At 60.6% G+C, this 24,716-nt stretch carries 22 protein-coding genes; 13 read left to right on the forward strand and 9 right to left on the reverse strand.

Annotated features, from left to right (window positions below):
• Window positions 1–9 precede the first annotated feature (9 nt).
• The 5 genes from ntrC (at window position 10) to hflX (ending at window position 6,773) form a co-directional block, all read left to right on the forward strand.
• Window positions 10–1,452, forward strand: a complete 1,443-nt coding sequence (ntrC, locus tag GOB86_RS02125; protein ID WP_165990746.1) for a nitrogen regulation protein NR(I) — start codon at window positions 10–12, stop codon at window positions 1,450–1,452.
• 8 nt (window positions 1,453–1,460) lie between these two features.
• Entirely contained in the window at window positions 1,461–3,728 is a 2,268-nt protein-coding gene (locus GOB86_RS02130) for a sensor histidine kinase NtrY-like (protein WP_165990747.1), read from the forward strand.
• The gene (ntrX, locus tag GOB86_RS02135; protein WP_165990748.1) at window positions 3,718–5,109 is read left to right on the forward strand and encodes a nitrogen assimilation response regulator NtrX; all 1,392 of its coding nucleotides are present in this window, start codon (window positions 3,718–3,720) and stop codon (window positions 5,107–5,109) included. Before GOB86_RS02130 ends, ntrX begins: the two co-directional genes overlap by 11 nt.
• A 79-nt stretch (window positions 5,110–5,188) precedes the next feature.
• A complete protein-coding gene (gene hfq / locus GOB86_RS02140) occupies window positions 5,189–5,473 on the forward strand; it encodes an RNA chaperone Hfq (RefSeq protein WP_059024200.1) in 285 nt (94 codons plus the stop codon).
• Entirely contained in the window at window positions 5,454–6,773 is a 1,320-nt protein-coding gene (gene hflX, locus GOB86_RS02145) for a GTPase HflX (RefSeq protein WP_165990749.1), read from the forward strand. Before hfq ends, hflX begins: the two co-directional genes overlap by 20 nt.
• Here hflX and GOB86_RS16325 read toward each other — a convergent pair.
• From GOB86_RS16325 to GOB86_RS02160, 4 genes are all read right to left on the reverse strand, one after another.
• On the reverse strand, window positions 6,770–6,895 hold the full coding sequence (locus tag GOB86_RS16325) for a hypothetical protein (RefSeq protein ID WP_277875430.1): 126 nt from the start codon (window positions 6,893–6,895) through the stop codon (window positions 6,770–6,772). The genes hflX and GOB86_RS16325 overlap by 4 nt on opposite strands.
• Window positions 6,896–6,902: 7 nt before the next feature.
• Window positions 6,903–7,535 carry an NUDIX hydrolase gene (locus GOB86_RS02150; protein ID WP_165990750.1) on the reverse strand — a complete coding sequence of 211 codons (633 nt, stop codon included), beginning with the start codon at window positions 7,533–7,535 and terminating at the stop codon, window positions 6,903–6,905.
• Window positions 7,536–7,619: 84 nt separating this feature from the next.
• Window positions 7,620–10,235, reverse strand: coding sequence for an ATP-dependent chaperone ClpB (gene clpB / locus GOB86_RS02155; protein WP_165990751.1), 2,616 nt, complete (start codon window positions 10,233–10,235; stop codon window positions 7,620–7,622).
• A 243-nt stretch (window positions 10,236–10,478) separates the two neighbouring features.
• Window positions 10,479–11,087 (reverse strand): superoxide dismutase, encoded by a 609-nt coding sequence (locus tag GOB86_RS02160; RefSeq protein WP_165990752.1) that lies wholly within the window; start codon window positions 11,085–11,087, stop codon window positions 10,479–10,481.
• Between the two features lie 242 nt (window positions 11,088–11,329).
• On the opposite strand from GOB86_RS02160, the gene GOB86_RS02165 reads away from it, so the two are divergent.
• Complete coding sequence (locus GOB86_RS02165) at window positions 11,330–12,100, forward strand: squalene/phytoene synthase family protein (RefSeq protein WP_165990753.1); 771 nt, start codon at window positions 11,330–11,332, stop codon at window positions 12,098–12,100.
• 23 nt (window positions 12,101–12,123) lie between these two features.
• Here the strand turns inward: GOB86_RS02165 and GOB86_RS02170 are convergent, their stop codons facing one another.
• Entirely contained in the window at window positions 12,124–12,999 is an 876-nt protein-coding gene (locus tag GOB86_RS02170; protein WP_165990754.1) for an NAD(P)-binding domain-containing protein, read from the reverse strand.
• A gap of 128 nt (window positions 13,000–13,127) precedes the next feature.
• Between GOB86_RS02170 and GOB86_RS02175 the strand changes: the two genes are divergently transcribed.
• The gene (locus GOB86_RS02175; protein ID WP_165990859.1) at window positions 13,128–13,757 is read left to right on the forward strand and encodes a ferric reductase-like transmembrane domain-containing protein; all 630 of its coding nucleotides are present in this window, start codon (window positions 13,128–13,130) and stop codon (window positions 13,755–13,757) included.
• Window positions 13,758–13,828: 71 nt separating this feature from the next.
• Here GOB86_RS02175 and GOB86_RS02180 read toward each other — a convergent pair whose 3' ends face one another.
• Window positions 13,829–15,268, reverse strand: coding sequence for a SulP family inorganic anion transporter (locus GOB86_RS02180; RefSeq protein WP_194301041.1), 1,440 nt, complete (start codon window positions 15,266–15,268; stop codon window positions 13,829–13,831).
• Window positions 15,269–15,450: 182 nt separating this feature from the next.
• Here GOB86_RS02180 and lpxB point away from each other — a divergent pair, with 182 nt between their 5' ends.
• Window positions 15,451–16,629: a lipid-A-disaccharide synthase gene (gene lpxB / locus GOB86_RS02185; protein WP_165990756.1), complete on the forward strand. Its 1,179-nt coding sequence runs from the start codon at window positions 15,451–15,453 to the stop codon at window positions 16,627–16,629.
• 9 nt (window positions 16,630–16,638) lie between these two features.
• On the opposite strand, the gene hisI is transcribed toward lpxB, so the two are convergent.
• From hisI to GOB86_RS02200, 3 genes are all read right to left on the reverse strand, one after another.
• Window positions 16,639–17,070, reverse strand: coding sequence for a phosphoribosyl-AMP cyclohydrolase (gene hisI / locus GOB86_RS02190; protein ID WP_165990757.1), 432 nt, complete (start codon window positions 17,068–17,070; stop codon window positions 16,639–16,641).
• Window positions 17,067–17,942, reverse strand: coding sequence for a CAF17-like 4Fe-4S cluster assembly/insertion protein YgfZ (ygfZ, locus tag GOB86_RS02195; RefSeq protein WP_165990860.1), 876 nt, complete (start codon window positions 17,940–17,942; stop codon window positions 17,067–17,069). The genes hisI and ygfZ overlap by 4 nt, the downstream gene beginning before the upstream one ends.
• An 87-nt stretch (window positions 17,943–18,029) precedes the next feature.
• Window positions 18,030–18,944, reverse strand: coding sequence for a glycosyltransferase family 9 protein (locus tag GOB86_RS02200; protein WP_165990758.1), 915 nt, complete (start codon window positions 18,942–18,944; stop codon window positions 18,030–18,032).
• Between the two features lie 166 nt (window positions 18,945–19,110).
• Between GOB86_RS02200 and GOB86_RS02205 the strand changes: the two genes are divergently transcribed.
• From GOB86_RS02205 to GOB86_RS02225, 5 genes are all read left to right on the forward strand, one after another.
• On the forward strand, window positions 19,111–19,500 hold the full coding sequence (locus GOB86_RS02205) for a hypothetical protein (RefSeq protein WP_165990861.1): 390 nt from the start codon (window positions 19,111–19,113) through the stop codon (window positions 19,498–19,500).
• A gap of 157 nt (window positions 19,501–19,657) precedes the next feature.
• Window positions 19,658–20,353 carry a tetratricopeptide repeat protein gene (locus GOB86_RS02210; RefSeq protein WP_165990759.1) on the forward strand — a complete coding sequence of 232 codons (696 nt, stop codon included), beginning with the start codon at window positions 19,658–19,660 and terminating at the stop codon, window positions 20,351–20,353.
• A gap of 4 nt (window positions 20,354–20,357) precedes the next feature.
• Window positions 20,358–21,755, forward strand: a complete 1,398-nt coding sequence (locus tag GOB86_RS02215; RefSeq protein ID WP_165990760.1) for an outer membrane protein assembly factor BamB family protein — start codon at window positions 20,358–20,360, stop codon at window positions 21,753–21,755.
• 13 nt (window positions 21,756–21,768) lie between these two features.
• The gene (der, locus tag GOB86_RS02220; protein ID WP_165990862.1) at window positions 21,769–23,181 is read left to right on the forward strand and encodes a ribosome biogenesis GTPase Der; all 1,413 of its coding nucleotides are present in this window, start codon (window positions 21,769–21,771) and stop codon (window positions 23,179–23,181) included.
• Window positions 23,182–23,293: 112 nt separating this feature from the next.
• A complete protein-coding gene (locus tag GOB86_RS02225; protein ID WP_165990761.1) occupies window positions 23,294–24,685 on the forward strand; it encodes an MFS transporter in 1,392 nt (463 codons plus the stop codon).
• The last annotated feature ends 31 nt before the right edge of the window (window positions 24,686–24,716 follow it).

Genomic DNA, 24,716 nt, shown 5'->3' on the forward strand with positions numbered 1-24,716 from the left:
TTTAAACGCATGACACCACTGCCCACCATTCTTGTTGCTGATGATGACCGGTCCATTCGCACTGTGCTGGGGCAGGCACTTGGTCGCGCGGGGTATCAGGTTCAGGTCACTCCTTACGCCTCCACTTTGTGGCAATGGGTGCAGGAGGGGGAGGGCGATCTGGTCATTACCGATGTGGCCATGCCCGATGGTAACGGGCTGGAGCTTGTAACCCGCATCCGCCAGATCAGGCCCGACCTGCGCGTTATTGTCATGAGTGCGCAGTCCACGCTCACAACCGCCGTAAAGGCCACGCAGCGCGGGGCGTTTGAATATCTGGCCAAGCCGTTTGATCTTAAGGAACTGCTCGCGGTTGTGGCGCGCGCGCTGACAACCCCGGTGCAGGAGGCCGAAAAACCCGCCCCGGCACCAACGCCCGAGGAGCGCCTGCCGCTGATCGGGCAATCCATGGTCATGCAGGGGATTTACCGCAGCATTGCACGGCTAACGACTTCGGACCTGACCGTCATGATCACGGGGGAGAGCGGCACCGGCAAGGAGCTGGTGGCCCGCGCCCTGCATGAATATGGCCGCCGCCGCAGCGGTCCGTTTGTTGCCGTCAACATGGCCGCCATCCCGCGGGAGCAGATCGAGAGTGAGCTGTTCGGTTATGAACGTGGCGGCAATCTGGGGCGGATGCCCGGACGGTTTGAGCAGGCCTCCGGCGGCACGCTCTTTCTGGACGAGATCGGGGACATGCCGCAGGAGGCCCAGACCCGTCTGTTACGTGTGTTGCAGGAAGGGGAGTTTACAACGGTAGGTGGTTCCACCCCGTTGCATGCCGATGTGCGGATTGTGGCAGCCACCCACCGGGACCTGCGGCAGGCCATACAGGCAGGCATATTCCGCGAGGATCTGTATTACCGCCTGAACGTGGTGCCCCTGCGCCTGCCTCCCCTGCGTGAGCGGCGTGAGGACATCCCCCTTCTGGCCCGCCATTTTCTGGCCCAGTGCCGCGAGGCGGGCGGTGGTTACCGTATGCTTGATGAGGAAGCCATGACCCGCCTGCAGGCATGGCGCTGGCCGGGGAATGTGCGTGAACTCGAAAACCTGATCCGCCGCATTGTGGCCTTGTACTCGCAGGAGACCATTACGGCGGAACTGGTGGATGCGGAACTCGCGGACCCTCTGGCCAGTGACTTTGCGCCGGACAGGCAGCAGGTGGCCGAGCCTCTGGTCGATTCAGTCTCGCGCCATATTGCCCGGTATCTGGAGGCAGGGCGCGAAGGCATGCCGTTGCATGATCTGCATGCCCGTATTATTGCCGAAGTGGAACGTCCGCTCATCCAGATGACGTTGACGGAAACACGGGGCAACCAGATCAAGGCCGCCGCCATGTTGGGGCTGAACAGAAATACCTTGCGTAAAAAAATACGCGACCTTGAGATTCCCGTCGTGCGTGGCGTAGTCTAGCCGTAGGTATGACAAAAGCACCTCAGCCCTCTTCCTCGCACCTGTTTTCGCGTTCGCGCCTGCAATGGCTGTTGCGCGCGCTTGAGCGCAGGAGTGTGGCTGTAACACTGGTGGCGCTGGCGCTGTGCCTGGTGTTTGCAACGTTTGTCGTGCTTTCGGGCGGTATGTCCTTCGGGCATTACGCGGTGGTTGAGCCGCTGGTGCTGTTTGTAAACGGGCTGGTGCTGCTGCTGTTACTGCTGGCCATGGGGGTGCGTGGCTGGCCCATTCTGGTCGAATACCGCAAAGGTCTGGCGGGCACACGCCTGCATGTGCGCCTTGTTACGCTGTTCGGTATTGTTGCTGTGGCCCCCACGGTGGTGGTGGGCGTGTTTGCCACCCTGTTTTTCCATTACGGGATTCAGATCTGGTTCTCGGACCGGGTGAACACCGCACTGAACGAGGCCTTGCAGGCCTCGCGCGGGTATTTGCAGGAGCATAACGCCAATATCCGCACCGATGCGTTCTCAATGTCCAATTACATCATGAGCGCGCAGAACGAACTGGCCGCCAGCGGCATGGAACTGTTGCAGGACCATGATGCCCTGTCCCAGATGCTGGATAGTCAGGCGACCATGCGCGGGCTGACCGAGGCCCTTGTCTACGACCCCATTACCAACCGCGTTGTGGCGGCGGGTGGGCTTATGAGCCGCACAGGCTATTTGCAGGACCTGCCCCCGCCAGCGGCAACGCTAATGGCGCGCTCGAACGACGTGGCTATTCTGGATTCCCCCGATGAGCGCACGGTGCGCGCGGTTGTGGAACTGTCGCAGACGCCCACGCTCATGCTGGTGATTACCCGTCTGGTTGACCCGTCCATTCTGGAGCACATGCACCGGACGGAAAATGTGGTGGCGGATTACAAACACCTCAATAGTAACAAGGCCAAAATCCAGCTCACATTTGTTATGATCTTTGTGCTGGTGGCCCTGTTGGTGCTGGCTGTGGCGGCCCTGATCGGCTTTGCGCTGGCTAACCAGATTGCCCGCCCGCTTGGCCTGCTGAGCATGGCCGCGCGCAGGGTGAGTGAGGGCGATCTGCGCGTGCATGTGCCCGAAACCAATCGGGATGATGAGGTCGCCAGCCTGTCACGCGCCTTTAACCGCATGACGGAGGAACTGGACAGCCAGCGTTCGGAACTGATGGTGGCCTACGGGCAGATCAATGAGCGCAGGCGCTTTACCGAGGCCGTTCTGTCTGGCGTGTCCGCCGGGGTGATCGGGCTGGATGTGGAACAGCGGATTGAACTGCCAAACCGTGCGGCCAGCGTGCTGCTCCAGACCAATCTGGCCGATGCCATTGGCGAGTCACTGGCCACGCGCGTGCCCGAATTTGCCGGGTTGCTGGAGGAAATTACCCTCTCGCCCGAGACCGTGTTTACGCGGGAAATCCAGATCGGCCTTGGCACCAGCCAGCGCACCCTGCTGGTGCGTGTGGGGGCGGAGCTACGCGGGACCGTGACCGAAGGGTACGTGATGACATTTGATGACATTACCGCCCTGCAACAGGCCCAGCGCAAGGCGGCATGGGCGGACGTGGCCCGGCGCATTGCGCATGAGATCAAGAATCCGCTTACACCCATCCAGCTTGCGGCAGAGCGGCTCAAACGCCGTTTTCTGAAGGAGATCACCTCTGACCCCGATACATTTGCCCAGTGCGCGGATACAATTGTCCGTCAGGTCGGCGATATCGGGCGCATGGTGGACGAATTTTCGGCTTTTGCGCGTATGCCGCAGCCAATTATGAAGGATGAGAACCTTTCCCGTATTGCGCAGGAGGTGCTCATCCTGCAACGTAACGCACATCATGAGATTTTGTATCACCTTGATCTGCCAGATCATGGGCCGCGGGGCCGGTGTGACCGGCGGCTTATCAGTCAGGCCTTGATCAACCTGCTGCAAAACGCGGCGGATGCCATTGCCATGGCTCCCAGACAGGCAGACGCCCCCGAACAGGAGGCTCAGCCCAAAGGGGAGGTGTGGGTGCGTATTGCGCGGGAGGGGGAAAACATTGCTATTGTCGTGGCCGACAATGGGGTGGGCCTTCCCAAGGATGACAGGAACCGTCTGACCGAACCTTACGTAACGCACAAAGCCAAGGGAACGGGGCTGGGATTGGCTATTGTGAAAAAAATCATGGAAGATCATGGTGGAACGGTCCGTCTGGAAGACAGAGCAGGAGAGAGGGGAACTGTGGCTACTCTGGTTTTGCCGGTGAAAGACGACCATGGCGCATGAAATCCTGATCGTTGATGACGAACCCGACATTCGGATGCTGATAGAAGGCATTCTGTGTGATGAGGGGTATGAGGCCCGCGTGGCCTCCAGTTCCGAGGCAGCTCTGGCGGCCTTCCGGGTCCGCAGGCCGTCTCTGGTTATTCTGGACGTCTGGTTGCAGGGCTCGGATATGGACGGGCTGGAAATTCTGCAAACCATGAAGGCGGAGGAATCTTCCGTGCCCGTGGTCATGATTTCGGGCCACGGTACGATCGAAACCGCAGTGGCGGCGCTCCAGCACGGTGCCTACGACTTTATAGAAAAACCTTTTCAGGCCGACCGGCTGCTGGTCATTGTCCGGCGTGCACTGGAAGCGTCACGCCTTGCGCGTGAAAATGAGGAACTGCGCCTGCGGGCCGGGCAGGATGCGGAACTGTACGGTAACAGCGCGCAGATTGTGGCCATTCGCAACCAGATTGAAAAAGTGGCCCCTACCGGCTCGCGCGTGCTCATTAGTGGCGGGCCGGGTTCGGGCAAGGAGGTGGCGGCCCGTATGATCCATGCCCGCTCCCGCCGGACGGATGGACCATTTGTTGCCCTCAACTGCGCTACGCTCGCTCCCGGCCGGTTTGAGGAGGAACTGTTCGGGCTTGAAGGCGGGGTGGATGGTATTGGCCGCCGCACCGGTGTGCTGGAGCGTGCCCATGGTGGCACCCTGCTGCTGGACGAAGTGGCGGACATGCCGCTGGAAACGCAGGGCAAGATCGTACGCGCCCTACAGGACCAGACGTTCGAACGGCTTGGCGGTGGCTCCCGCGTTAAGGTGGATGTGCGTGTGCTGGCAACCACCAACCGGGACCTTCAGGCCGAAATTGTGGGTGGTCGCTTCCGCGAGGACCTGTATTACCGTCTGGCGGTCGTTCCCCTGCGCATGCCCGCTCTCAAGGAACGGCGGGATGATATTCCGGGGCTGGCAACGCTCTTCCTGCACCGTGCGGCGGAAATGGCAGGCCTGCCCTCGCGCGATCTCTCGCCCGATGCCGTGGCTGTTTTGCAGGCCTATGACTGGCCGGGCAATGTGCGCGAACTGCGGAACCTGATGGAACGGGTGCTGATCATGCAGCCCGGCAGCAGTCAGGACCTGATCCGCGCGGACATGCTGCCCTCCACCATTGGGGAGAACGCACCGGGGCTGTTAAAGTTCGATGCCTCAACCGATGTGATGAGCCTGCCGCTGCGCGAGGCGCGTGACCTGTTCGAGACCCAGTACCTTCAGGCACAATTATTACGATTTGGAGGGAACATAAGTCGCACAGCGCTGTTTGTGGGCATGGAGCGCAGCGCTTTGCATCGCAAACTCAAGCAGCTTGGTGTAACATCGGACGAACGGAACACTGGCTGATCAGTGAGTTGTTGCGAGTCAGGGCAAGCGTTGGGTCTGGCTCCCAAGAAAAAAAGAAAATGGAATAGGGTCTCACACAGTGGAAAAAGAGAGTGCACATAATGTGCAGGATGCATTTTTAGGCCAGATTCGCCGTTCCCGGGCGGCCGTGACCGTATTTTTGGTCAATGGTGTCAAACTTCAGGGTTTTATTACGTGGTTTGATGATCAGGTGGTGCTCCTGCGGCGTGATGAGCAGACCCAGCTTATTTACAAACATGCCATCAGCACTGTTATGCCCAGCATTCCCGTAGATATTGCAGACTCCACCGGAGCGGGCGCAAAGGCGGACAAGGAACCATCTCTTGGCGACGAGTTTTACTGAGAAAAAACAAACGGTTGCAACGCGTGCCGCCGTTATTCTGCCGTGGGAGCGCTCAGCCCACGGGCAGGACGTAAGGGCTGCGGAAGCCCGACTGGAAGAAGCCGTTGGCCTGACCGCCTCCATTGGTCTGGTTATTGTTCGTAAAGCCGTTCTTCTGCTGCGTATGCGCCGCTCGGCCACATTGCTGGGCAAAGGGCAGATCGATTCCCTCCGCATTGCCATCAAGGCCGATAATATTGACGTGCTGGTGGTGGACACCAAGCTAACCCCCGCCCAGCAGCGGAATCTGGAAACCGAGTTCGGTTGCAAGGTTATTGACCGTACCGGGCTTATTCTGGATATTTTTGGTGCCCGCGCCGCCACGCGGGAAGGGTCGTTGCAGGTCGAACTGGCCCATCTGGAATACCAGCGTTCCCGCCTTGTCAGGCTCTGGACCCATCTGGAACGCCAGCGTGGTGGTTTTGGCTTTCTGGGTGGTCCGGGTGAAACCCAGATCGAAGCCGACCGCCGCATGATTGGCGAGCGTATTGTAAGGCTTAAAAAGGATCTGGAGCAGGTGCGCCGCACCCGTGGGCTGCACAGGCAGGCACGCAAGCGTGTGCCATTCCCCGTTGTGGCTCTTGTTGGCTACACCAATGCGGGCAAATCTACCTTGTTCAACGCCTTAACGGGCGCCACCGTGTATGCGCAGGACCAGTTGTTCGCAACGCTGGACCCGACCATGCGCGCAATCGAGCTGCCATCCGGTCGGCAGGTCATTCTGTCCGATACGGTGGGTTTTATCTCCGACCTGCCTACCGAGCTGATCGCGGCTTTTCGCGCAACGTTGGAAGAGGTGGCCGAGGCCGATATTATTCTGCATGTGCGCGATATTGCCCACCCCGACAGCGCAACTCAGAAAAAGGACGTGCTCGGCGTGCTGCAAAGCATGGCCAAGGACAACATGCTGGAGCAGGACTGGCCTTCCCGCGTGATTGAGGTGCTGAACAAGGTGGACCTGCTGGGCGAGCAGGCAGCGGCCCTGCAGGGGGACGAAAACGTTGCCATTTCCGCCATTACGGGCGATGGGCTGGACCGGCTTCTGGCCCGTATTGACCAGCGCATTACATCGGGCATGGAAATGGTGCGCTACGCCATGCCACTGGCCGATGGCGCTGCACTGGCCTGGCTGTACCAGCACGGCGAGGTTATTGACCGCCATGACCGGGAGGAAGAGGCGGACATAACCGTGCGCCTGCTAGCCGAGGACCGGGCACGCTTTGAGCGGCAGTTCAAACACATTACCCCCCAGATGGCTTAGGTCAGACTGGGGTAGGTGGTCAGTTCAAAAACAGCCTGTGCTTTGTGCATCAGGCTGACCTGCGGCGAGCAGGGCGGAGCCGGATAACCCGGTAGCCCGCGCACGCATGACCCGCGTTGCATTTTTCACTCAGTCAAATTCCGTCATCAGACTCAGATCGGCATGGTGGGCAAACAACCGGTCGATCTGATGGCGCGAGATACGTCCGGTCGAAAGGTCATGCGGGATCTCATTGCGTGCAAAAAAGCGGATTTCGCTGGTTTCAATACTGGTGGCAGGTGTGCCCCCGGTCAGTTCTCCCAGAAAAAACAGCTTGGTAATGGAAAAAGCCTCGGGTGGTTCATGCCCCTGTCTGGCCCGGTCCAGCACCATGGCCAGACGGGAGATCCGTACCGTGTAGCCGGTTTCTTCCTGCACTTCCTTGGCAGCAGATTCGGAGGCGGTCAGGTTCACATCCGCCCAGCCGCCGGGCACGGTCCAACGGTTCTGGTCCAGTACTTCGCGCACCATAAGGAGGCGGTTTTGCGCGTCAAACACACCTGTCCGGACTTCCAGTTTGGGGGTGGCGTAGCCTGCCTGCCGGGCAAACATGTTTTCAATCTGCTGTATGGATGCGCCGCTGCCATGGGCCATGACTCTGGCAGCCAGAGCGCGCAGCATTTCGTAGCGTTCGCGGTCAAACGGGTCTTTGGCAAAGGTCAGCCCGGTTTGGGCAATGGCCTGAACCTCTCTGGCCCATACAAGCCATTCAGGCTCGGACATGGTTTTATCCTTCATAAAAATAAAAAACGGGAAGGCGCGTGCCCTCCCGTTTTTTGTATGTCGCTACGGGCCGGGTGGCCCGGTTTAGTATGCTGGTTCGGGTTCTGCCGCGGCTTTGCCGTTGATCAGCAGACCATCACCATTGGCGGAGATGTTAACGGTCTCCCCGTCATGGATCGCACCTTCGAGCAACTGCCCGGCCAGTGGGTTTTGCAGGCTGCGCTGGATAACCCTTTTAAGCGGGCGTGCGCCATAGACCGGGTCGTACCCTTCGTTCGCCAGCCATGTTTCAGCCAGAGTATCAAGGTGCAGGTTGATCTTGCGGTCCTCAAGCAACTGTTGCAGGCGGCTGATCTGGATATCCACAATCTTGGCCATATCCACCCGCTGAAGACGCGAGAAGAGGATAACCTCATCCAGCCTGTTCAGGAACTCGGGGCGGAAGTGCTCGCGCACCACCTTCATGACCTGTGCCTGCACCATGGCCGGGGTGTCGCCATCGGGCTGGTTGGCCAGATATTCCGAGCCAAGGTTGCTGGTCAGGATGATCAAGGTGTTGCGGAAGTCCACCGTACGACCCTGACCATCGGTCAGGCGGCCATCATCAAGCACCTGCAACAGGATGTTGAATACATCCTCATGCGCCTTTTCCACCTCGTCAAACAGAATGACCTGATAGGGGCGGCGGCGCACGGCCTCGGTCAGCACACCGCCTTCCTCGTAGCCCACATAACCCGGAGGAGCACCTATCAGACGGGCAACGGCATGTTTTTCCATGAACTCGCTCATGTCGATGCGCAGAAGGGCTTTGTCATCATCAAACAAAAAGCGGGCCAGAGCCTTGGTCAGTTCCGTTTTGCCAACACCCGTCGGGCCGAGGAACAGGAACGAGCCAATCGGGCGGTTGGGGTCCTGCAGGCCCGCACGGGCACGGCGCACGGCGTTGGCCACGGCGCGCAGGGCGGGTTCCTGCCCCACAACGGATTTGCGCAGTTCGTCTTCCATACGCAGGAGCTTGGCGCGTTCGCCCTCCAGCATCCGGTCCACAGGCACGCCCGTCCAGCGGGACACGACCGAGGCAATGCCCTGATCTGTCACGGCTTCGGAGACAAGGTTGGCGCTTTTGGCCTCTTCCTCTTCCGTCTGCTGTGCGCTGGCAATCTGGCTTTGCAGGTTGGGAATAACGCCATACATCAGTTCGGATGCGCGTTGCAGGTCGCCCTTGCGCTGGGCCACTTCTACATCGGACCGGGCCTGATCAAGCTGTTCCTGCAACTTCTGCACCGCGTTCACACGGTCTTTTTCCGCATGCCATGCAGCACTGAGCGTGTTGGATTTTTCCTCCAGATCAGCCAGTTCGACCTCAACGGATTCCAGCCGGTCCTTGCTTGCTGTGTCGTCTTCCTTACGCAGAGCCTCGCGCTCGATCTTGAGCTGAATAATACGGCGGTCCAGTTCGTCCAGTTCTTCGGGCTTGCTGTCGATCTGCATGCGCAGGCGGCTTGCGGCCTCGTCTATCAGGTCGATTGCCTTGTCAGGCAAAAAGCGATCGGTGATGTAGCGGTTGGACAGAGTGGCCGCTGCAACCAGTGCGCTGTCGGTAATACGGACGCCGTGGTGGAGTTCGTATTTTTCCTTGATCCCACGCAGGATGGAAATGGTGTCCGGCACCGAGGGTTCGCCCACGTAAACGGGTTGGAAGCGCCGCGCGAGGGCTGCGTCTTTTTCAATATACTTGCGGTATTCGTCCAGCGTGGTTGCACCAATGCAGTGCAGAGTGCCACGGGCCAGTTCGGGCTTGATCAGGTTGGAGGCATCCATGGCGCCATCGGTCCGGCCTGCGCCAACCAGAGTGTGCATTTCATCAATAAACAGGATGACCTGCCCTTCGGCGGACTCAATTTCCTTGAGCACGGCTTTCAGGCGTTCTTCAAACTCACCGCGATATTTGGCACCAGCGACCAGTGCCCCCATGTCGAGCGAGAGCAGCTTTTTGTTCTTCAGCGCTTCGGGCACATCGCCATTAACAATGCGCTGGGCCAGACCTTCCACAATGGCGGTCTTACCCACGCCGGGCTCGCCAATAAGCACCGGGTTGTTTTTGCTACGGCGGGCCAGCACCTGAATGGCGCGGCGGATTTCCTCATCCCGGCCAATAACCGGGTCCAGCTTGCCTTGCTGGGCGACTTCGGTCACGTCGCGCGAATATTTTTTGAGCGCGTCAAAATTGGCTTCAGCGTTTTCGCTGGTCACGGTGCGTCCCTTGCGGATGGTGGCTATGGCTTTTTCCAGCGCATCAGGTGTGGCGCCGTTGTTTTTGAGCGCCTGCCCGGCCGGGCTGTCTGTTGCGGCAAGGGCGACCAGAAGGCGGTCCTGCGCCACAAAGCTGTCGCCCATTTTTTGGGCAATCTGTTCAGCCGAATCCAGTGCGCGCACCAGATCGGGGGTTGCCGCAGGCTGGCCTGCCCCACCACCCTGTACTTTGGGTAGTTTGGCCAAAGCCTGTTCGTTGGCTGCCCGCGCTCCTTCAGGGCTGCCGCCAGCGGCACGGATCAGGGCCGATGCGGCACCTTCCTCATCGTCCAGCATGGCTTTGAGCAGATGCTCAGGCGTAAGCTGCTGGTTAAAATCACGCAGTGCAATGGTTTGTGCTGCCTGCAGAAAACCGCGCGAGCGTTCGGTAAATTTTGCAATATCCATAATATCCCTCTTGTCCCTTTAATCTTAGGCGACTGAAGGCCTTGCCCCGTCCCGCTTTGCGGCAACGAAGGGCATGGTCTGCCGTGTTGACAGTTCTAAGATTGGAAGGCCGAACAGGACAATCAAGGGGGGCTGTGTGCATAAGCTGCACACCGTATGGAATGGCCGATATGAAAAAAGGCGGAGCCCTAAAGGGACCCCGCCTTTTTTGCACCTGACCGGATAAGGGCCGGGGGCTTACACTCAGGCCGCGTTCAGCTGGGCTTCGGCAAATTCGTAGTTTGCCAGCTTGTCCAGGAAGTTGGTGATGTAGTCGGGGCGGCGGTTGCGGAAGTCCAGATAGTAGGAGTGTTCCCAAACGTCCGCTGTCAGCAGGGCCGTGCCCTGGCCTTCGGCCAGCGGGTTGGTGCCGTTGGGGGTTTTGGTAATGGCCAGCTTGCCATCCTTGCCCAGCACCAGCCATGCCCAGCCAGACCCGAACTGGGAAATGGCAGCCTTGCGGAATTCGTCCTTGAAGGTGTCGATGCTGCCAAAGTCGGCGGCAATTTTAGCCCCCAGCTTTTCGGGCATGGCACCACCGGAGGTGGACAGGCTGTTCCAGAAGAAGGAGTGGTTCCAATGCTGGCCGGCATTGTTGAACAGGCCGGTCAGATCAGCTTTGCCGTGGGCAGCAAGAATGATCTCTTCCAAGGACTTGCCAGCAAGGTCGGGCTTGCCTTCAAGCAGTGTGTTCAGGGTGTTCACATAGGCCTGATGGTGCTTGCCGTGGTGGAACTCAAGTGTTTCCTGGCACATGCCACGGGCGGCAAGGGCGTTGGGGGCGTAAGGGAGGGTTGGCAGTTCAAAAGCCATGACATAACTCCGTCGTATAAAGCAGGGCGTGTCAAAAACGCGCCTGTCCAGAGCTATGGGCGTACCAAATGGCACAGAGCTAGCAGGTGGGGCCGCTGTCTCTTTTCCCTTGCTCACGGAAACTTGCCCTGCTGGTGGGGGTGGGGTGGCGCGGCAGTCCGTAAGGAAAGCTATATGTGCATTACGCATGAAACAGCACGAATTTGCAACATGCCACCAGACTTGAGAAGCAGGATACAGCCATGAACACCCCTCCATTACACAGCGATATGCAGGCTCTGACAGGGCTTGCCGCAGGGGATGCGGACAGGCTGCTCTGTACGCGTTTTTTGCCCATGTCCGCACAGCCGGGGGGGCTGGTGCTGCTGGCCTTCCATAATGAGCTGATTCGCGCGCTGGCCCCGGCCCGCTCGGCGGCTGTTGCAGGTCCTATGGCCGGGCTGATCCGCCTGCAATGGTGGCGCGAGGTGCTGGAAAAAACCCGCCCGCCCGAACACAATATTGCCCCTTTTCTGCTGGGTATGATGGAGCGCCAGCAGGCCCGGCAGGCCACGCTGCTCCGCCTTGTTCACTCTTGCGAGATGGAACTGAGCGGCCCGCGTGATCAACCCGCGTGGGAGGCGATGATGCGCAATGGTCCCGGTGCCCTGCAACGCGCGGTGGGCGAACTGCTTGGGCTGGAGGATGAGGGGCTTTTGCTGCGGCTGGAGGCCGGTGGCATGGCCTATGGGGCAGGGGCCATGTTGCGGCACTGGCCCGCACTCCAGCAATCGGGGCGGTTTATTTGCCCCCAAGGCACAGATGCCCTCAGGCTACAGGGTCAGGCATGGCTGGATGCGCTGGACTGGCCCGAGTTGCCCCCACCCTGCCGCCTTGCCGCCCCGCTTGCGGTGCTGGCCCGGCGGGACCTTGCGCGCGGCACCACGCAGGCGGCCCGCCCCCGTGGGCTGGGGGACAGGGCGGCCCTGATGTGGCAGGGCGTTAAGGCCCTGCGTGCGTTCGAGCGGGGTTAGGCGGTTTTGCGCGTGCAAAAACCTTACGGGTCGTTGGCAACAATGTTCTCCAGAACCCCGATCAGGGCCGAGTAGTCCGCATCCGCCGCCGCGCGGCGGGTCAGGGAGAGTTCCTGCGTGACTGCGGCCATGGTGGGCGCGGGCACGGCCAGACGGGCGCATGCGTCCAGCAGCAGACGCATGTCCTTTTGCATCAGCCGGGTGGGGAACTGGGGTGAAAAATCCCCTTCCTTGGCCATTTTGATCTTGCGTTTGTGGTGGGGGGAGATCACGGCCATGTTATCCAGCGCATCAAACAGCATGGAGCGGTCAAGCCCTGCGGCCAGACCATAGGCAATGCCCTCGGCTACTGCGGCTAGCCCCGCCCCCATAATGCCGTTGATCACCAGTTTGAGCCGCGCGCCACTGCCTGCGGGACCGGCATGAATGGTCAGGCGTCCAATGGCGTCAAACACAGGTTTGGCGCGGGCCAGTTCCTCATCACTCCCACCTGCCAGCACGACCAGACTGGCGCTGTCCGCCTCCGGCGTGCTGCCAGAAACCGGACAGTCCACAACACTGACCTTGAGCTTTTGCCCCGCATCCAGCAGTTCCTGCGCGGCTTCGGGGGAGATGGAACTTGTGTTCAGCAGCAACCCGCCTTCCGGCATGCCAGCAAGTGCCCCCTGTGGGCCATACATGCTGGCGGCCAGTGCTTCGTCATCAGGTACGCATACGAGCACGATATCGGCTGTTTTGGCCACGTCCGACGGGGTGGGCAGGAAGGCGGTGTTTTCATCCCCTCCCTTGCCCGAGGGCGTGTAGGCTACAGCCGCAAACCCGGCTTTTTTCAGGTTAATGGCCATGCGGCTGGCCATGGCGCCAAACCCGATAAAGCCGATTGTCTTTGCTGTGCTCATGATATCAGAGACTCCTGCCTGTTTTTGCGTATTATGGACATAACGCACAAAGTCCTCCCAAGGTTAAGGCGCATGGCATGGCCGTGCTGCATGGCAAGGTTGGGCATCAGTCAGGAAAAGGGCAGACAATGGCTCCACCAGTTGCCGGTCGCGCACGGCGCAAAAACCTGTCGCCACTGGCGCGGCAGGTCCTGCTTTACAGTCTGTTCCTGCTGCCTGCCGTGTTTGATCTGGTGGAAGGGTGGATGGGCTGGCTGGGACCAAAACCCTACCGGGAATGCCTGCATGACTTCGGGCGTTATGCGTTCCGGTTTTTGCTGATCTCCCTTCTGGTCACGCCATTGCGGCGGTTTGGAGGGATCAATCTTATTCTCTACCGCCGTCCGCTGGGTCTGCTGGCTTTTACCTACGCGGCCCTGCACATTACCCTCTACCTGACATGGGCGCGCGAGTTGGACCCGATCCGGATATGGGGAGATTTTATTACACGCCCGTTTCTGGTTTTCGGTCTGCTGGCTTTTGTTATTCTGTGCGTTCTGGCTGCCACGTCCACGCGCAAGTCCATCATGCGGCTTGGCAAGCGGTGGGCACCGCTGCACAAAACAGTTTACGTGGCCATGGTGCTGGCCTGCGTACATTACAGTCTTGCCTTCAAGGTCTGGCATGTTGAGCCATTTATCTACGCGGCCATAGCGGCTGTGGTGCTGGCTACGCGGCTTGTGCCCAAAACACAAAAAAACCGCCCGACACCGGGTTAGGGTGCGGGCGGCTGGTATTTGTTCCAGCAACGCGGATAGGAGGCTGGTCAGACGCGCGGCGGGTGCTGCGGTCAGGCCAGCAGGTTGGGGTGCCCCAGCGTTGCCAGCAGCTTGGCAGCACGCGCATCGGCATGGACAATGCGTACCGTTTTGCCGCGCCCCTCCAGCCGTGTTGCGGTTTTTTCCAGCGTGTCGGCGGCACTGATGTCCCATAGATGGGCATCGGCCAGATCGATCACCACATTTGTGGCGGTTCCCTGAAAATCCACGGCATCGGTCAGCACGCTGGTCGAGGCAAAAAAGAGTTGGCCATGCACACCATAGGTGCGGGTCATGCCATCGGGGCTGTCCTGTATGCTCACCTGCACCAGCTTCATGACCTGAAACGAGAAGAACAGCCCGTTCAGCAGTACGCCACAGGCAACACCGGCCGCCAGATCATGCGTGAACACAACCACCACAACGGTTGCCAGCATGACCGTGGAGGACAATTTGGGATGGCCCACCAACTCGCGCAGGGATGACCACGAAAAAGTGCTGATGGATACCATGATCATAATGGCCACAAGGGCGGCAACAGGCACCTGCGCGACAAACCGGTGCATGGCCACCAGCAGCAGAAGCAGAAAAGCCCCCGCCGTAAAGGTGGACAGGCGGCCCCGCCCGCCATAACGCAGGTTGCCTACGGTCTGGCCGATCATTCCGCAACCGGCCATGCCCCCGAACAGGCCCACAAAAATGTTGGAAATGCCAAGCCCTGTACATTCCATACGTTTGCTGGAGTGGGTGTCGGTCAGTTCATCCACCACCGTTGCGGTCATGAGCGATTCCAACAAGCCGACCATGGCCATGGCAAAGGCGTAGGGCAGCACGATCTGGAATGTGGCCCATGTCATGGGGACATGCGGCATAGTCAGATGGGGCAGACCGGTGGGAAGGGCACCAAGGTCGGCCACAACATGAATGGGCATGGGAACAACAAGGCTGATCCCGGTCAGCACCAGAATGCAGATAAGGGGGGAGGGAATGGCCGTGCTCAGCCGTGGTAGCAGGTACACAATGGCCAGCCCAAGGGCGATCAGGGCGTAGGTGTGCCATGTTACATGCAACATCTGCGGGATCTGGGCGGAAAAGATAAGAATGGCCAGCGCGTTGACAAAGCCTGTGGCCACCTCGCGCGAGACAAAGCGCATCATGCTTTGCAGCCGCAACAGCCCGAACAAGACCTGAAAAGCCCCCGCCAGCAGGGTGGCCAGCAGCAGGTATTGCAAACCATGCCCATGCACCAGATCCGCTGCAACCAGTGCAACAGACCCCGCCGCACCCGAGATCATGCCCGGCCTGCCCCCCGTTATGGCAATGGCGATGCTGATCACAAACGAGGCAAAAAGCCCCACCTCCGGCGCGACCCCCGCCACGTACGAAAAAGCGATAACTTCGGGAATAAGGGCAAAGGTGCCGACCATGCCGGCCAGAACGTTACGGACGGGCTGTTCCGTCCATTCACGCATATACTGCTGAACACTCACGAGGCAGAAAATATCCTGTATGCTAAGGGTTGGTGGTTCGGTGCCCACAGGCATAAACCGGACTTTTTATGTGCGGAAAGGTTTTTCTTTCCCTATCACGGCTTGCGCATCCTCTGTCTGACCGGAATGGTGGCAGGCTCGGTTTGCGTTCTAGGTGCATGAATATGGTCGGTCTTTCCTCTTCCACACCTCTTGTATGGATACTGGCCGGAGAAGCGAGTGGAGATGTGCTGGGCGCACGGCTGATTCACGCATTGCGTGCGCGCAACCCCCATATCCGCTTTGCCGGGGTGGGGGGTGCGCGTATGGCGGCGGAGGGGTTTGTCAGCCTTTTTCCCATGCGGGATCTGGCGGTCATGGGGCTGGTGGAAATTTTACCGCGCGTGCGCCAGCTTTCGCGCAGGCTCGATCAGGCGGTGGAGGATATTACCACCCAAAAGCCAGATCTGGTCATTACCATAGACAGCCCCGGTTTTGCCCTGCGCCTGTTGCGGCGGATTGCGGGGCTGGGTATTTTGCGCATGCATTACGTGGCCCCGCAGGTATGGGCATGGCGGCAGAAAAGGGTGCGCAAATTCCCCGGACTATGGGACGAACTGCTGTGCCTGCTGCCGTTTGAGGAAGAGTTTTTTGGCAGGCATGGGTTAAAAACCCGCTTTGTGGGCCACCCGGTCCTGCAATCTGGCGCGCAGGAGGGTAATGCCGCGCGGTTCAGGGCGCGGCACGGGCTGGCGGATAACGCGCGGGTGCTCGTGCTTATGCCCGGCAGCCGCCGCTCGGAAGTGCCACGCCTGCTGCCGGTGTTTGGGCAGATGCTGGCCCTGCTCCGTACTACTCTGCCCGATGTGGTGCCGGTAGTGCCCGTCTCCCCCGTGGTGGCGGCCACCGTGGAGCAGGCGGTGCGCAACTGGCCCGTCCACCCGATTGTGGTGACCGATGTGCAGGACAAGCACGATGCATTTGCCGCCGCCGGAGCAGCGCTGACCAAATCTGGCACATCCACGCTGGAACTGGCCCTTGCGGGTGTGCCCATGGCCGTGACCTACCGGGTTAACCCCCTGACCGCGTTTATGGTGCGCAGGCTGATCCGTGTGCCCCATGTGGCCATGGTCAACCTGCTGGCCGGGCGGGAGGTTGTGCCAGAATTGTTGCAGGAAAACTGCGCCCCGGACGTGCTGGCGCGTGAAGTGCGCAAGCTGTTTGAAGACCCGGCGGCGGCACAGGCCCAGAAGGCCGCCTTTGCCGCAATCCTGCACGGGCTGGAAGGACCGGGGGGTGCTTTGCCAGCGGATGCCGCAGCATCCGCCGTGCTGGACCTGCTGGCAGCAAAGGGGCGGGTATAACTTCCCCCTTCAGGCGTGGGTGTGGCCGTGCGTGTGGTAAAGTTCGGCGGGGTCAATTTCGGGCTTGGTCAGTTCCACCAGCCCGGTGGGGGTGAAGGCGCGGTAAAAGCAGCTTCTGCGGCCCGTGTGGCAGGCAACGCCAATCTGGTTGACCAGAAGCAGAACGGCGTCTGCATCACAGTCCAGCCGGGCTTCGTGCAGATGCTGGACCTGACCGGAGGTTTCCCCCTTGCGCCACAGCTTTTTGCGGCTGCGTGAATAGTAACAGACCTGCCCGGTGAGCAGTGTCTCACGCAGGGCTTCGGCGGTCATCCATGCAATCATCAGCACTTCGCCCGTGTCATGCTGCTGGGCGATGGCGGCAATCAGGCCGGATGCATCGTATTTGACCGTGTTCAGCATGGCATCAAGCATTGTGGCGTCGGGGGCGGTGTAGGTCATGGGGTGTCCGGTGTGGTGGCGGAGGGTTCTGGGGGTGTGCCAAGGGCAGGTAGCAGCCACGCGGGGGGGCGGGCAACCACGTTATGGTCAAGGCAGGTCAGGGGTTTGTCGGCCATGTCGACCTTAAGCAGTGCCAGCCCGACATGATCGCGCGAGGAACGCAGGGTGCCGACCTCCTGCCCGTTGTGCAGGATTGGCGTGCCGGGTGCGGGCAGGGGGGCTGTGGCGGCAACGGGTACCATGCGGCGTTTGAGCAGGGTGCGGTAATGCATGCGGGCCGTGATCTCCTGCCCCATGTAGCACCCTTTTTTCCATGCAATGCCGCCCAGCAGGTCCATGTTGGCCTCTGCCGCCAGTGTGCGGCCGGGTTCGCAGTCCTGCACGCCATCGGGCAGGCCAAGGGCCAGACGGTGCAGGTCGTAGTCCAGTTGTGTGGCGGTCTGTTCCGTGCTGGCGGGCGGGTCTATCAGCCGCCAGCCCGCATTGGGCAGTCTGGGGTCTGCAACACTGATTGCGTTTTCCAGCAGGGCGGCGTCGGGTCTGTTGCCCCATGCGGCATAAACGGGGAGCGCGGTCAGTTCCATCTGCACATCCGAGCGGAGGCGGAAGCGCATTAACTGGGTGCGCAGGGCCTCGGCCTGTTCGCTGGCGCAGTCCAGCAGCAGGCAGGTATCGTCCGGGTCTGGAATGGCAAAAAAATCAGCCTGCCAGCGGCCTTGTGGGGTCAGGCACGCAGCCCATGCCGCCTGAGCGGGTTGCAGGGCCGCAATATCCGCTGTGACCAGCCCCTGCAAAAACCGCACACGGTCCACGCCGGAGAGTTTGATAACGCAGCGGCCCTCAAGCCGGGTGATATGGGATGAGGCTGGCAATGGCATGGTATGTTCTTCCCTACTGCAAGGACAGGCCTGTGGGACAACCCTAGACCGGGCGATGCTCTGGTGCCAGAGGCAGCACGTTCACGTCTGGGTCTGGCGCAGGAGTGCTAGAGCAGCACTGGCCACCCGCTCAACACTTAACCCGGCAATGGGGGCATGCCCCTCCGGCCCCGGCGCTTCCACCCAATGCGTTACAGCGCCCGTTGGTGCGTATTCCGATGCGCGTGAGGGGCCAAACAGCCCCAGCGTGGGTGTGCCCGCCGCTGCCGCCAGATGCATTAGTCCAGAATCGTTGCCGATATAGAGTGCACAACGGCCCAGCATGGCGGCGGTTTCGGTCAGGGCAAAGCGTCCCCCCGCATTTATGGCGTTGGGCAGGGCGTTCAATACGGGGCGGGCCAGTTCCGCCTCCTGCGTGCCGGGGCCATAAAAAATGGCGGGGCGGGCATGGGGGTAGGTGGCCGCAAGCTGCTGCCACAGGGGCAGGTAATTGGCCGTGGGCCAGATTTTGCCAACCCAGTTGGCGGTGGGGCCAAGGGCAATAATCGGAGCAGTAGGGGAGGAGGGGGGGATCATGTCCGCCGCTGCCTGCCTGTCCGCCTCGTTCAGCCAGACCGTGGGGTGTGGTGCAGGGGAGAGGCCGAGCAGGCTACCCAGATGGCCAACCCGTCTGCCGGGTCTGCGCCCACCCCGCATAACCAGCCGCCGCCCCGAGCGCAGGGCAAAACTTATGACCGAACCACGCAGGTCTACGGTCATGTCCCATTTTGTGGGGGCGCAGGCCTTCCACAGGTCCAGCCAGTGCATGTCGTAGCGGCGTTTGCGCATGACCAGCACCCGCTCGAGTCCGGGCATGTGGCTGAACAGTCCTGCGGCTACAGGCCCGCAGGCAACGGTTATGCGCGCATTGGGCCATTGCCGGATGAGCGTGTTGAGAATGCCGGTGGAAATTACCGCATCCCCAAGGCGGGTTGCCGTAATAAAAAGAATGCGCATGCGATCAGGCTATACTGTCTCTTCGTGTCTTTTCCAAGTTGAGCGGATATGGACATTTACACAGCGTATGCCAGAAGATGGACCGTTGCTGTGCAATGGGGTCTGCTCGGGTGGAGCAGGCCAGCCAGCTTTGGTCCGCTGTCTGGACAATAAGGGTATTTTGGCAATGTTGCAGAAAGGTTTTTTGCTGGCGTCCATCGGGGGGCTGGTTGCTATGGTTGCGTGTGCTCCCGCCCATGCGGCGGAGCGGGTCTGGGTGCCGTCCGCCTGTGGCGCGGAACCGGATGCGCCAGTGGTTGATGTATCCACCGTGGAAAAATACAATGCCAGCGTGGATAAGGTGAGCGCTTACGAAAAAGCAGCCCGCACCTACAATGCCTGTGTTTCCAAGACCGCAGTGAAGGAAGAAACCGCGATCAGCAACGATGCGCGGGACAAAATTGCCTATATCCACGATGGCAGCACCACCGTGCAGCAGCGCATAGGGGCGAACTTTACCCAACTGACAACCGCACTCAAAGCTGGGGGTGCGAAGCTGCAAAAAGCTGCCCATTAAGGCATTTTTGCATAATTTGATGTGCGCCTGTTGGCCCCGAACACGGTATAACGGGCGTACAACAGACACGCTGCGCCTTGTGTCATGCGTCCGGCTGGGGCAGATATGCCATAATACGGATAGGCATGCATTGGCAGGAACAGGAACGGGCCGGATCGTGGCAGAGGATATTTACCGGGAAGTTGACGAAGAGCTGAAGGCTGAACGCATGCGTATGCTCGCCCGGCGTTATGCTGGTGTGGCGGTCGCTGTCGTTGTGGTCGTTGTTGCGGGGGCGGGCCTGTGGTCATGGCAGCTTGCGCGGCACAAGGCTCTGGATCAGGTAGCAACAGGCGCGTATCTGGCCGCCTTGCGCCAGACCGATCACCTGCCCGATCAGGTGGGCAGCAGCCCAGTTGCCCTTGCAGGCAAAGCGCAGAGCGGTCTGGACGCGCTGCAAAAGCTGGCGACATCGGGCGATCAGGGTGTGGCCACGCTGGCCCGGATGCAGGAAGCCGCAGTGCAGGCCGCCCGTGGCGATGCCGCAGCCGCACTGGCCGCATGGGGTGCCGTGCAGGACAACCCGGATGCGGACCCCGCCCTGCGCAGCATTGCAACCCTGTTGTGGTGCCAGCACCAGCTTGATACGGGGGATATTCCTACCCTGCGTTCACGTCTTTCCCTGCTGACCGGGCAGGGCAAGGCATGGAACGGTCTTGCCGTGGAGGCACTGGCTGTTCTGGATGTGCGTGAGGGGCATAAGGACGATGCCCGCAAAAAACTGTCGGCCCTTGTAGACTCGGCCGAAACACCCGCAGGTGTACGCAACCGGGCGCAGGATATGATGCAGGCCCTTGATCCGTCAGCAGGATAAAACCATGAGCAGCAAGACATATATTGGCGCCGCCGCCCGGTCTGGCCTGACCCGCAGGAGCCTGCTGGCAGGTGCGGCTCTGGCTCCCACACTGGCCGCTTGTGCTGATGACGACGACGATAAAAAACCCCTTCTGGCCGGGCACCGTACGGATGTGCTGTCTTCTGGCGCGGGGCTGATGGTGGATAAGGAAGACCACACCGCCATTGCACTGCCCGCTCCGATCTCGGTTTCCGAATGGCCGATTAATGGCCGTGTGCCCGCGCATACGGGCAGCAACTATGCGTGGGGTGGGCTGCACCGGCGCTGGCAGCACAATATCGGGGCTGGTATTTCCCAGCCGGACCTTATGGCATGGGCGGCCCTTGGCTCGCTCGGACGGGGCATGCTGTCCTGCGTGCCGGTTGTCCATAACGGGCGGCTGTTTGTTATGGATGCGCAGGGCGTTATCCGTGCCTTTACATGGCCTGCCATGCGGCATGTGTGGACCTTTAACCCACGGCCCAAGCAGTCCCGTTCCAGCAATACCGGCGGCGGGATCGGGGTTGATGGGGATGTGCTGTATATTGTGGACGGCATTTCGCAGGCTGTTGCCGTTTATGCCGCCACGGGCAAGGTCAAATGGCGGACAGATGTTGGCACCCCCGGCCGCTCCGCCCCGACCATTGCCGAAGGGCGGGTCTATTTTGGTACCATTGATGAGCGGTTCTTCGCACTGGATGCGGCAACAGGCCACCAGATATGGACGTACGCCGCAACCGCGGCCGAGACCACGGTGTTTGGTCAGGCGGCCCCCGCCTACGCCAATGGCGTTGTGGTGGCCGGTTTTGGCGGGGGCGACCTGATTGCCTTCCGTGCGGAAAGTGGTGAGGTGGTGTGGAGCGAAATGCTCGGCAATGTTGGCTCGCAGGCCAGCACGCTCAACCTCAACTGTGTGCGCGGCCTGCCGGTTATTGTGGGCAGCGTTGTCTATGCGATCAGCATGGCGCAGGTGCTTGCCGCGGTGGATATCCGCACAGGCCGCCGTGTGTGGGAACGCTCCGTTGCCAGCCAGAACAGTATTCTGTGCGTGGGGGACTGGCTGTACGTTGTTTCCCTCGACCAGCAGATCGCCTGTATCGACCGCCTTTCAGGCCATGTCCGCTGGATCACCCAGCTCCGCCGCTTCCGCAAGATCAAGGAAAGCAAGGACATTATCACATGGTTTGGCCCCATTATGGCGGGCGGCCAGCTTGTGTGCCTGAGTACCCTGCCAGAAAACGGCATGATCCGTATTAACCCGCTGACTGGCGCAATTATCTCTATTGATGCAATGGAGACCACGTCCTTCGTGCCTCCTATTGTTGTGGACAACCAGATGCTTATCGTAACAAATGACGGAAACCTGATCTCCTATGGTTGAACGTCGCAAGTCCATGCGCCCCCTCCCGCCGATACCGACGGGGGACCTTCCGGTTGTTGTTATTGCCGGTCGCCCCAATGTGGGCAAATCCACCTTGTTCAACCGTCTGGTTGGGCGCAGGCAGGCGCTGGTGGCGGATACGCCCGGTGTCACCCGTGACCGCAAGGAAGGTGTGGCCCTTGTACGTGGCCGCCACATCCGTCTGATTGATACGGCCGGGCTGGAAGAGGCCGCACCAGACAGCCTGTTTGGCCGTATGCGCGCTTCGTCCGAGAGTGCTGTGCAGGATGCGGACCTTATTCTGTTCTGCATAGATGCGCGCGCGGGCATTACCCCCGCTGATGAGCATTTTGCCCAATGGATCCGCCGCCAGAACCGGCCCGTGCTGCTGATCGCCAACAAAGCGGAAGGGCGGCAGGGTACGGCGGCAGCGCTGGAAGCGTACAGGCTGGGTCTGGGTGACCCGCTCGGCCTGTCCGCCGAACATGGCGAGGGCGTGACCGACCTGATGTGGGAAATTGCCGAACGCCTGCCCGCCGACAAGGTGGAAGAGGAAGAGGACGAATGGGCCCCCGAACCCGAACTCTCGGAAGAGGAAGACATTCGCCCCAAAGGCCCGCTCAAAATTGCCATTGTCGGGCGGCCAAACGCGGGTAAGTCCACCCTGCTGAACACCCTGCTGGGTGAAGAACGCATGATTACCGGCCCCGAGCCAGGGCTTACGCGTGATTCCATTGCCGTAACCCTGCATGATGGGGACGATACATTCGAAATTGTTGATACGGCCGGTCTGCGCAAAAAGGCCCGTATTGATGAGGCGTTGGAGAAAATGTCCGTCTCCGCCTCCATTGAAGCCCTGAAAATGGCGGAAGTGGCAGTGCTGGTGCTGGATGCAACGCTTGGTGTGCATGAGCAGGATCTACAGATCGCCCGTCTGATCGAGCGCGAAGGGCGGGCCTGTGTGCTTGCCCTGAACAAGTGGGATGCAGTGGAAGACCGCACACTCACGCGCAAGGCCATTATGGACCGGCTGAGCATCTCCCTTGCTCAGATGCGCGGCGTGCCGGTTGTGACCTTTTCCGCCCTGACCGGTTCGGCGGTGCAAAAGCTGCTCCCCGCCGTGCGCGAGGCATGGACCGTGTGGAACGCCCGCGTACCCACAGGGGCCCTGAACCGCTGGTTTGAGGAAATGCTTGAACGTCACCAGCCGCCATTGGTGGATGGTCGGCGGCTCAAGCTGCGTTACATGACGCAGGTTAAGTCCCGCCCACCGACCTTTGTTGTTTTTGGCACCAGAGCCGAGCAGATGCCCGATGACTACAAGCGGTATCTGGTTAATGGCCTGCGTGAAGCGTTTGACCTGCCGGGCGTGCCCATTCGGCTACAGATGCGCGGCACCAAAAACCCATATGCGAATAATCCCTGACCCTAACAGGTCAGGACTTGCGCAAAGGGGTGTCTGCTGCGGCTTTGTCATTGGGCTGACAGCTCTGCCACAGGCAGCAGCATGGCGCCCCCACAAGGAGCCAGAACCCAGCATGACGCCCCCCCAGCAGACCACGCCCCGCCAGCCAGCCCCCTCCGATGGTCTGCATGGCTCGGCCAGAAACTGGGCTATGCTGGCGGTCTCCCTGTCCGTTTTTCTGGCATTGCTGGATTACGCCATTGCCAATGTGGCTCTGCCGGACATAGCGCGGGACCTTCGGGCCTCTTCCTCCTCCTCCATCTGGATCGTCAACGCGTATCAGATGGCCAGTCTGGTCTCTTTGCTACCACTGGCTGCTCTTGGTAGCCGCGTGGGGTTTGCGCGGCTGTGCCGGGCGGGTATTTTGCTGTTTATGGTGGCCTCGCTCCTGTGCGCCATGGCAACCAGCCTGCCCGTGCTTGCGGGTGCGCGGGTGTTGCAGGGCATAGGGGGCGCTTGCATCATGAGCGTGAACATCGCTCTGGTGCGCTTTATTTACCCCTCGGCGGAAATCGGGCGTGGTATGGCGCTCAACGGGCTGGTTGTGGCACTTGGCGTGGCTCTGGGGCCAACGGCTGCTGCGGGTATTCTTACCTTTGCCTCATGGCCATGGCTGTTCTGGATCAACCTGCCTTTGGGGGCGGCAGCCCTTGGTATGGCGTTTTATGCCCTGCCCAACACCCCGCGCGCACCCCATATGCCCGACGTAACCGGCAGTCTGCTGTGCGTTGTGGCTTTTGGGGCCTGCATTATGGGGGGCGATGGACTGGCGCATGCCCAGAACTGGGCCGCCTCTTTGGCCCTGCTGGCCTGTGGGCTTATGGCAGGCATGTGGCTGGTGCGGCGCGAGGCCCATATTCCCCAGCCCATTCTGCCGGTTGACCTGTTGCGACGGCCAGACTTTGCCGTGGCGTTTACCACCGGATTTTGCGGCTTTATTGCCTCCAATTTTTACATCGTTTCCATGCCCTTTACCTTGCATGACGCGCTGGGTCTGAGTTCTGCCCAGACGGGGCTGCTCATTACGCCGTGGCCTATTGGCATCATCCTCTCGGCTCCGGTTATCCGCCGGGTGGCGGACCGTATTTCCGCTGGGGTCCTATCCTCCATTGGGCTGGGGCTTACGGCATCCGGCTTTTTTCTGCTCTGGCAACTGCCTGCGCACCCCGCACTGTGGGATATCGCATGGCGTACGGCGCTGGCCGGGTGGGGCTTTGGGTGTTTTCAGCCCCCCAACAACAGGGCGATGATGGTCGCAGCCCCGCTGCACAGGGCTGGTGGAGCCAGCGGCATGGTGCAGGTGGCCCGCCAAGCTGGTCAGACCGTTGGTGCTATGGGCGTTGCTGCTTTTTTTACCCTCTGGGCCGATGCGGCCAACCGTGAATGTCTGCTGGTAGCGGGCTGCGTGGCCCTGTTTGCAGCATTGCTCAGTGCGAGCCGCCTGCTGGTTGGGCGGTCTGCATAATGCGCCATGGTGGTGGCACAGGCGGGGAGAG

Origin of the sequence: Acetobacter lambici (assembly GCF_011516885.1) — a bacterium.
Classification (GTDB): Bacteria; Pseudomonadota; Alphaproteobacteria; order Acetobacterales; family Acetobacteraceae; genus Acetobacter; species Acetobacter lambici.

Bases quoted from the DNA above. Each gene is read 5' to 3' on its own strand.
- ntrC (WP_165990746.1), top strand. From the start codon at position 10: ATGACACCACTGCCCACCATTCTTGTTGCTGATGATGACCGGTCCATT.
- GOB86_RS02130 (WP_165990747.1), top strand. From the start codon at position 1,461: ATGACAAAAGCACCTCAGCCCTCTTCCTCGCACCTGTTTTCGCGTTCG.
- ntrX (WP_165990748.1), top strand. From the start codon at position 3,718: ATGGCGCATGAAATCCTGATCGTTGATGACGAACCCGACATTCGGATG.
- GOB86_RS16325 (WP_277875430.1), bottom strand. From the start codon at position 6,895: ATGCAACGCGGGTCATGCGTGCGCGGGCTACCGGGTTATCCGGCTCCG.
- GOB86_RS02150 (WP_165990750.1), bottom strand. From the start codon at position 7,535: ATGTCCGAGCCTGAATGGCTTGTATGGGCCAGAGAGGTTCAGGCCATT.
- clpB (WP_165990751.1), bottom strand. From the start codon at position 10,235: ATGGATATTGCAAAATTTACCGAACGCTCGCGCGGTTTTCTGCAGGCA.
- GOB86_RS02160 (WP_165990752.1), bottom strand. From the start codon at position 11,087: ATGGCTTTTGAACTGCCAACCCTCCCTTACGCCCCCAACGCCCTTGCC.
- GOB86_RS02165 (WP_165990753.1), top strand. From the start codon at position 11,330: ATGAACACCCCTCCATTACACAGCGATATGCAGGCTCTGACAGGGCTT.
- GOB86_RS02170 (WP_165990754.1), bottom strand. From the start codon at position 12,999: ATGAGCACAGCAAAGACAATCGGCTTTATCGGGTTTGGCGCCATGGCC.
- GOB86_RS02175 (WP_165990859.1), top strand. From the start codon at position 13,128: ATGGCTCCACCAGTTGCCGGTCGCGCACGGCGCAAAAACCTGTCGCCA.
- GOB86_RS02180 (WP_194301041.1), bottom strand. From the start codon at position 15,268: ATGCGTGAATGGACGGAACAGCCCGTCCGTAACGTTCTGGCCGGCATG.
- lpxB (WP_165990756.1), top strand. From the start codon at position 15,451: ATGGTCGGTCTTTCCTCTTCCACACCTCTTGTATGGATACTGGCCGGA.
- hisI (WP_165990757.1), bottom strand. From the start codon at position 17,070: ATGACCTACACCGCCCCCGACGCCACAATGCTTGATGCCATGCTGAAC.
- GOB86_RS02200 (WP_165990758.1), bottom strand. From the start codon at position 18,944: ATGCGCATTCTTTTTATTACGGCAACCCGCCTTGGGGATGCGGTAATT.
- GOB86_RS02205 (WP_165990861.1), top strand. From the start codon at position 19,111: ATGTTGCAGAAAGGTTTTTTGCTGGCGTCCATCGGGGGGCTGGTTGCT.
- GOB86_RS02215 (WP_165990760.1), top strand. From the start codon at position 20,358: ATGAGCAGCAAGACATATATTGGCGCCGCCGCCCGGTCTGGCCTGACC.
- der (WP_165990862.1), top strand. From the start codon at position 21,769: ATGCGCCCCCTCCCGCCGATACCGACGGGGGACCTTCCGGTTGTTGTT.
- GOB86_RS02225 (WP_165990761.1), top strand. From the start codon at position 23,294: ATGACGCCCCCCCAGCAGACCACGCCCCGCCAGCCAGCCCCCTCCGAT.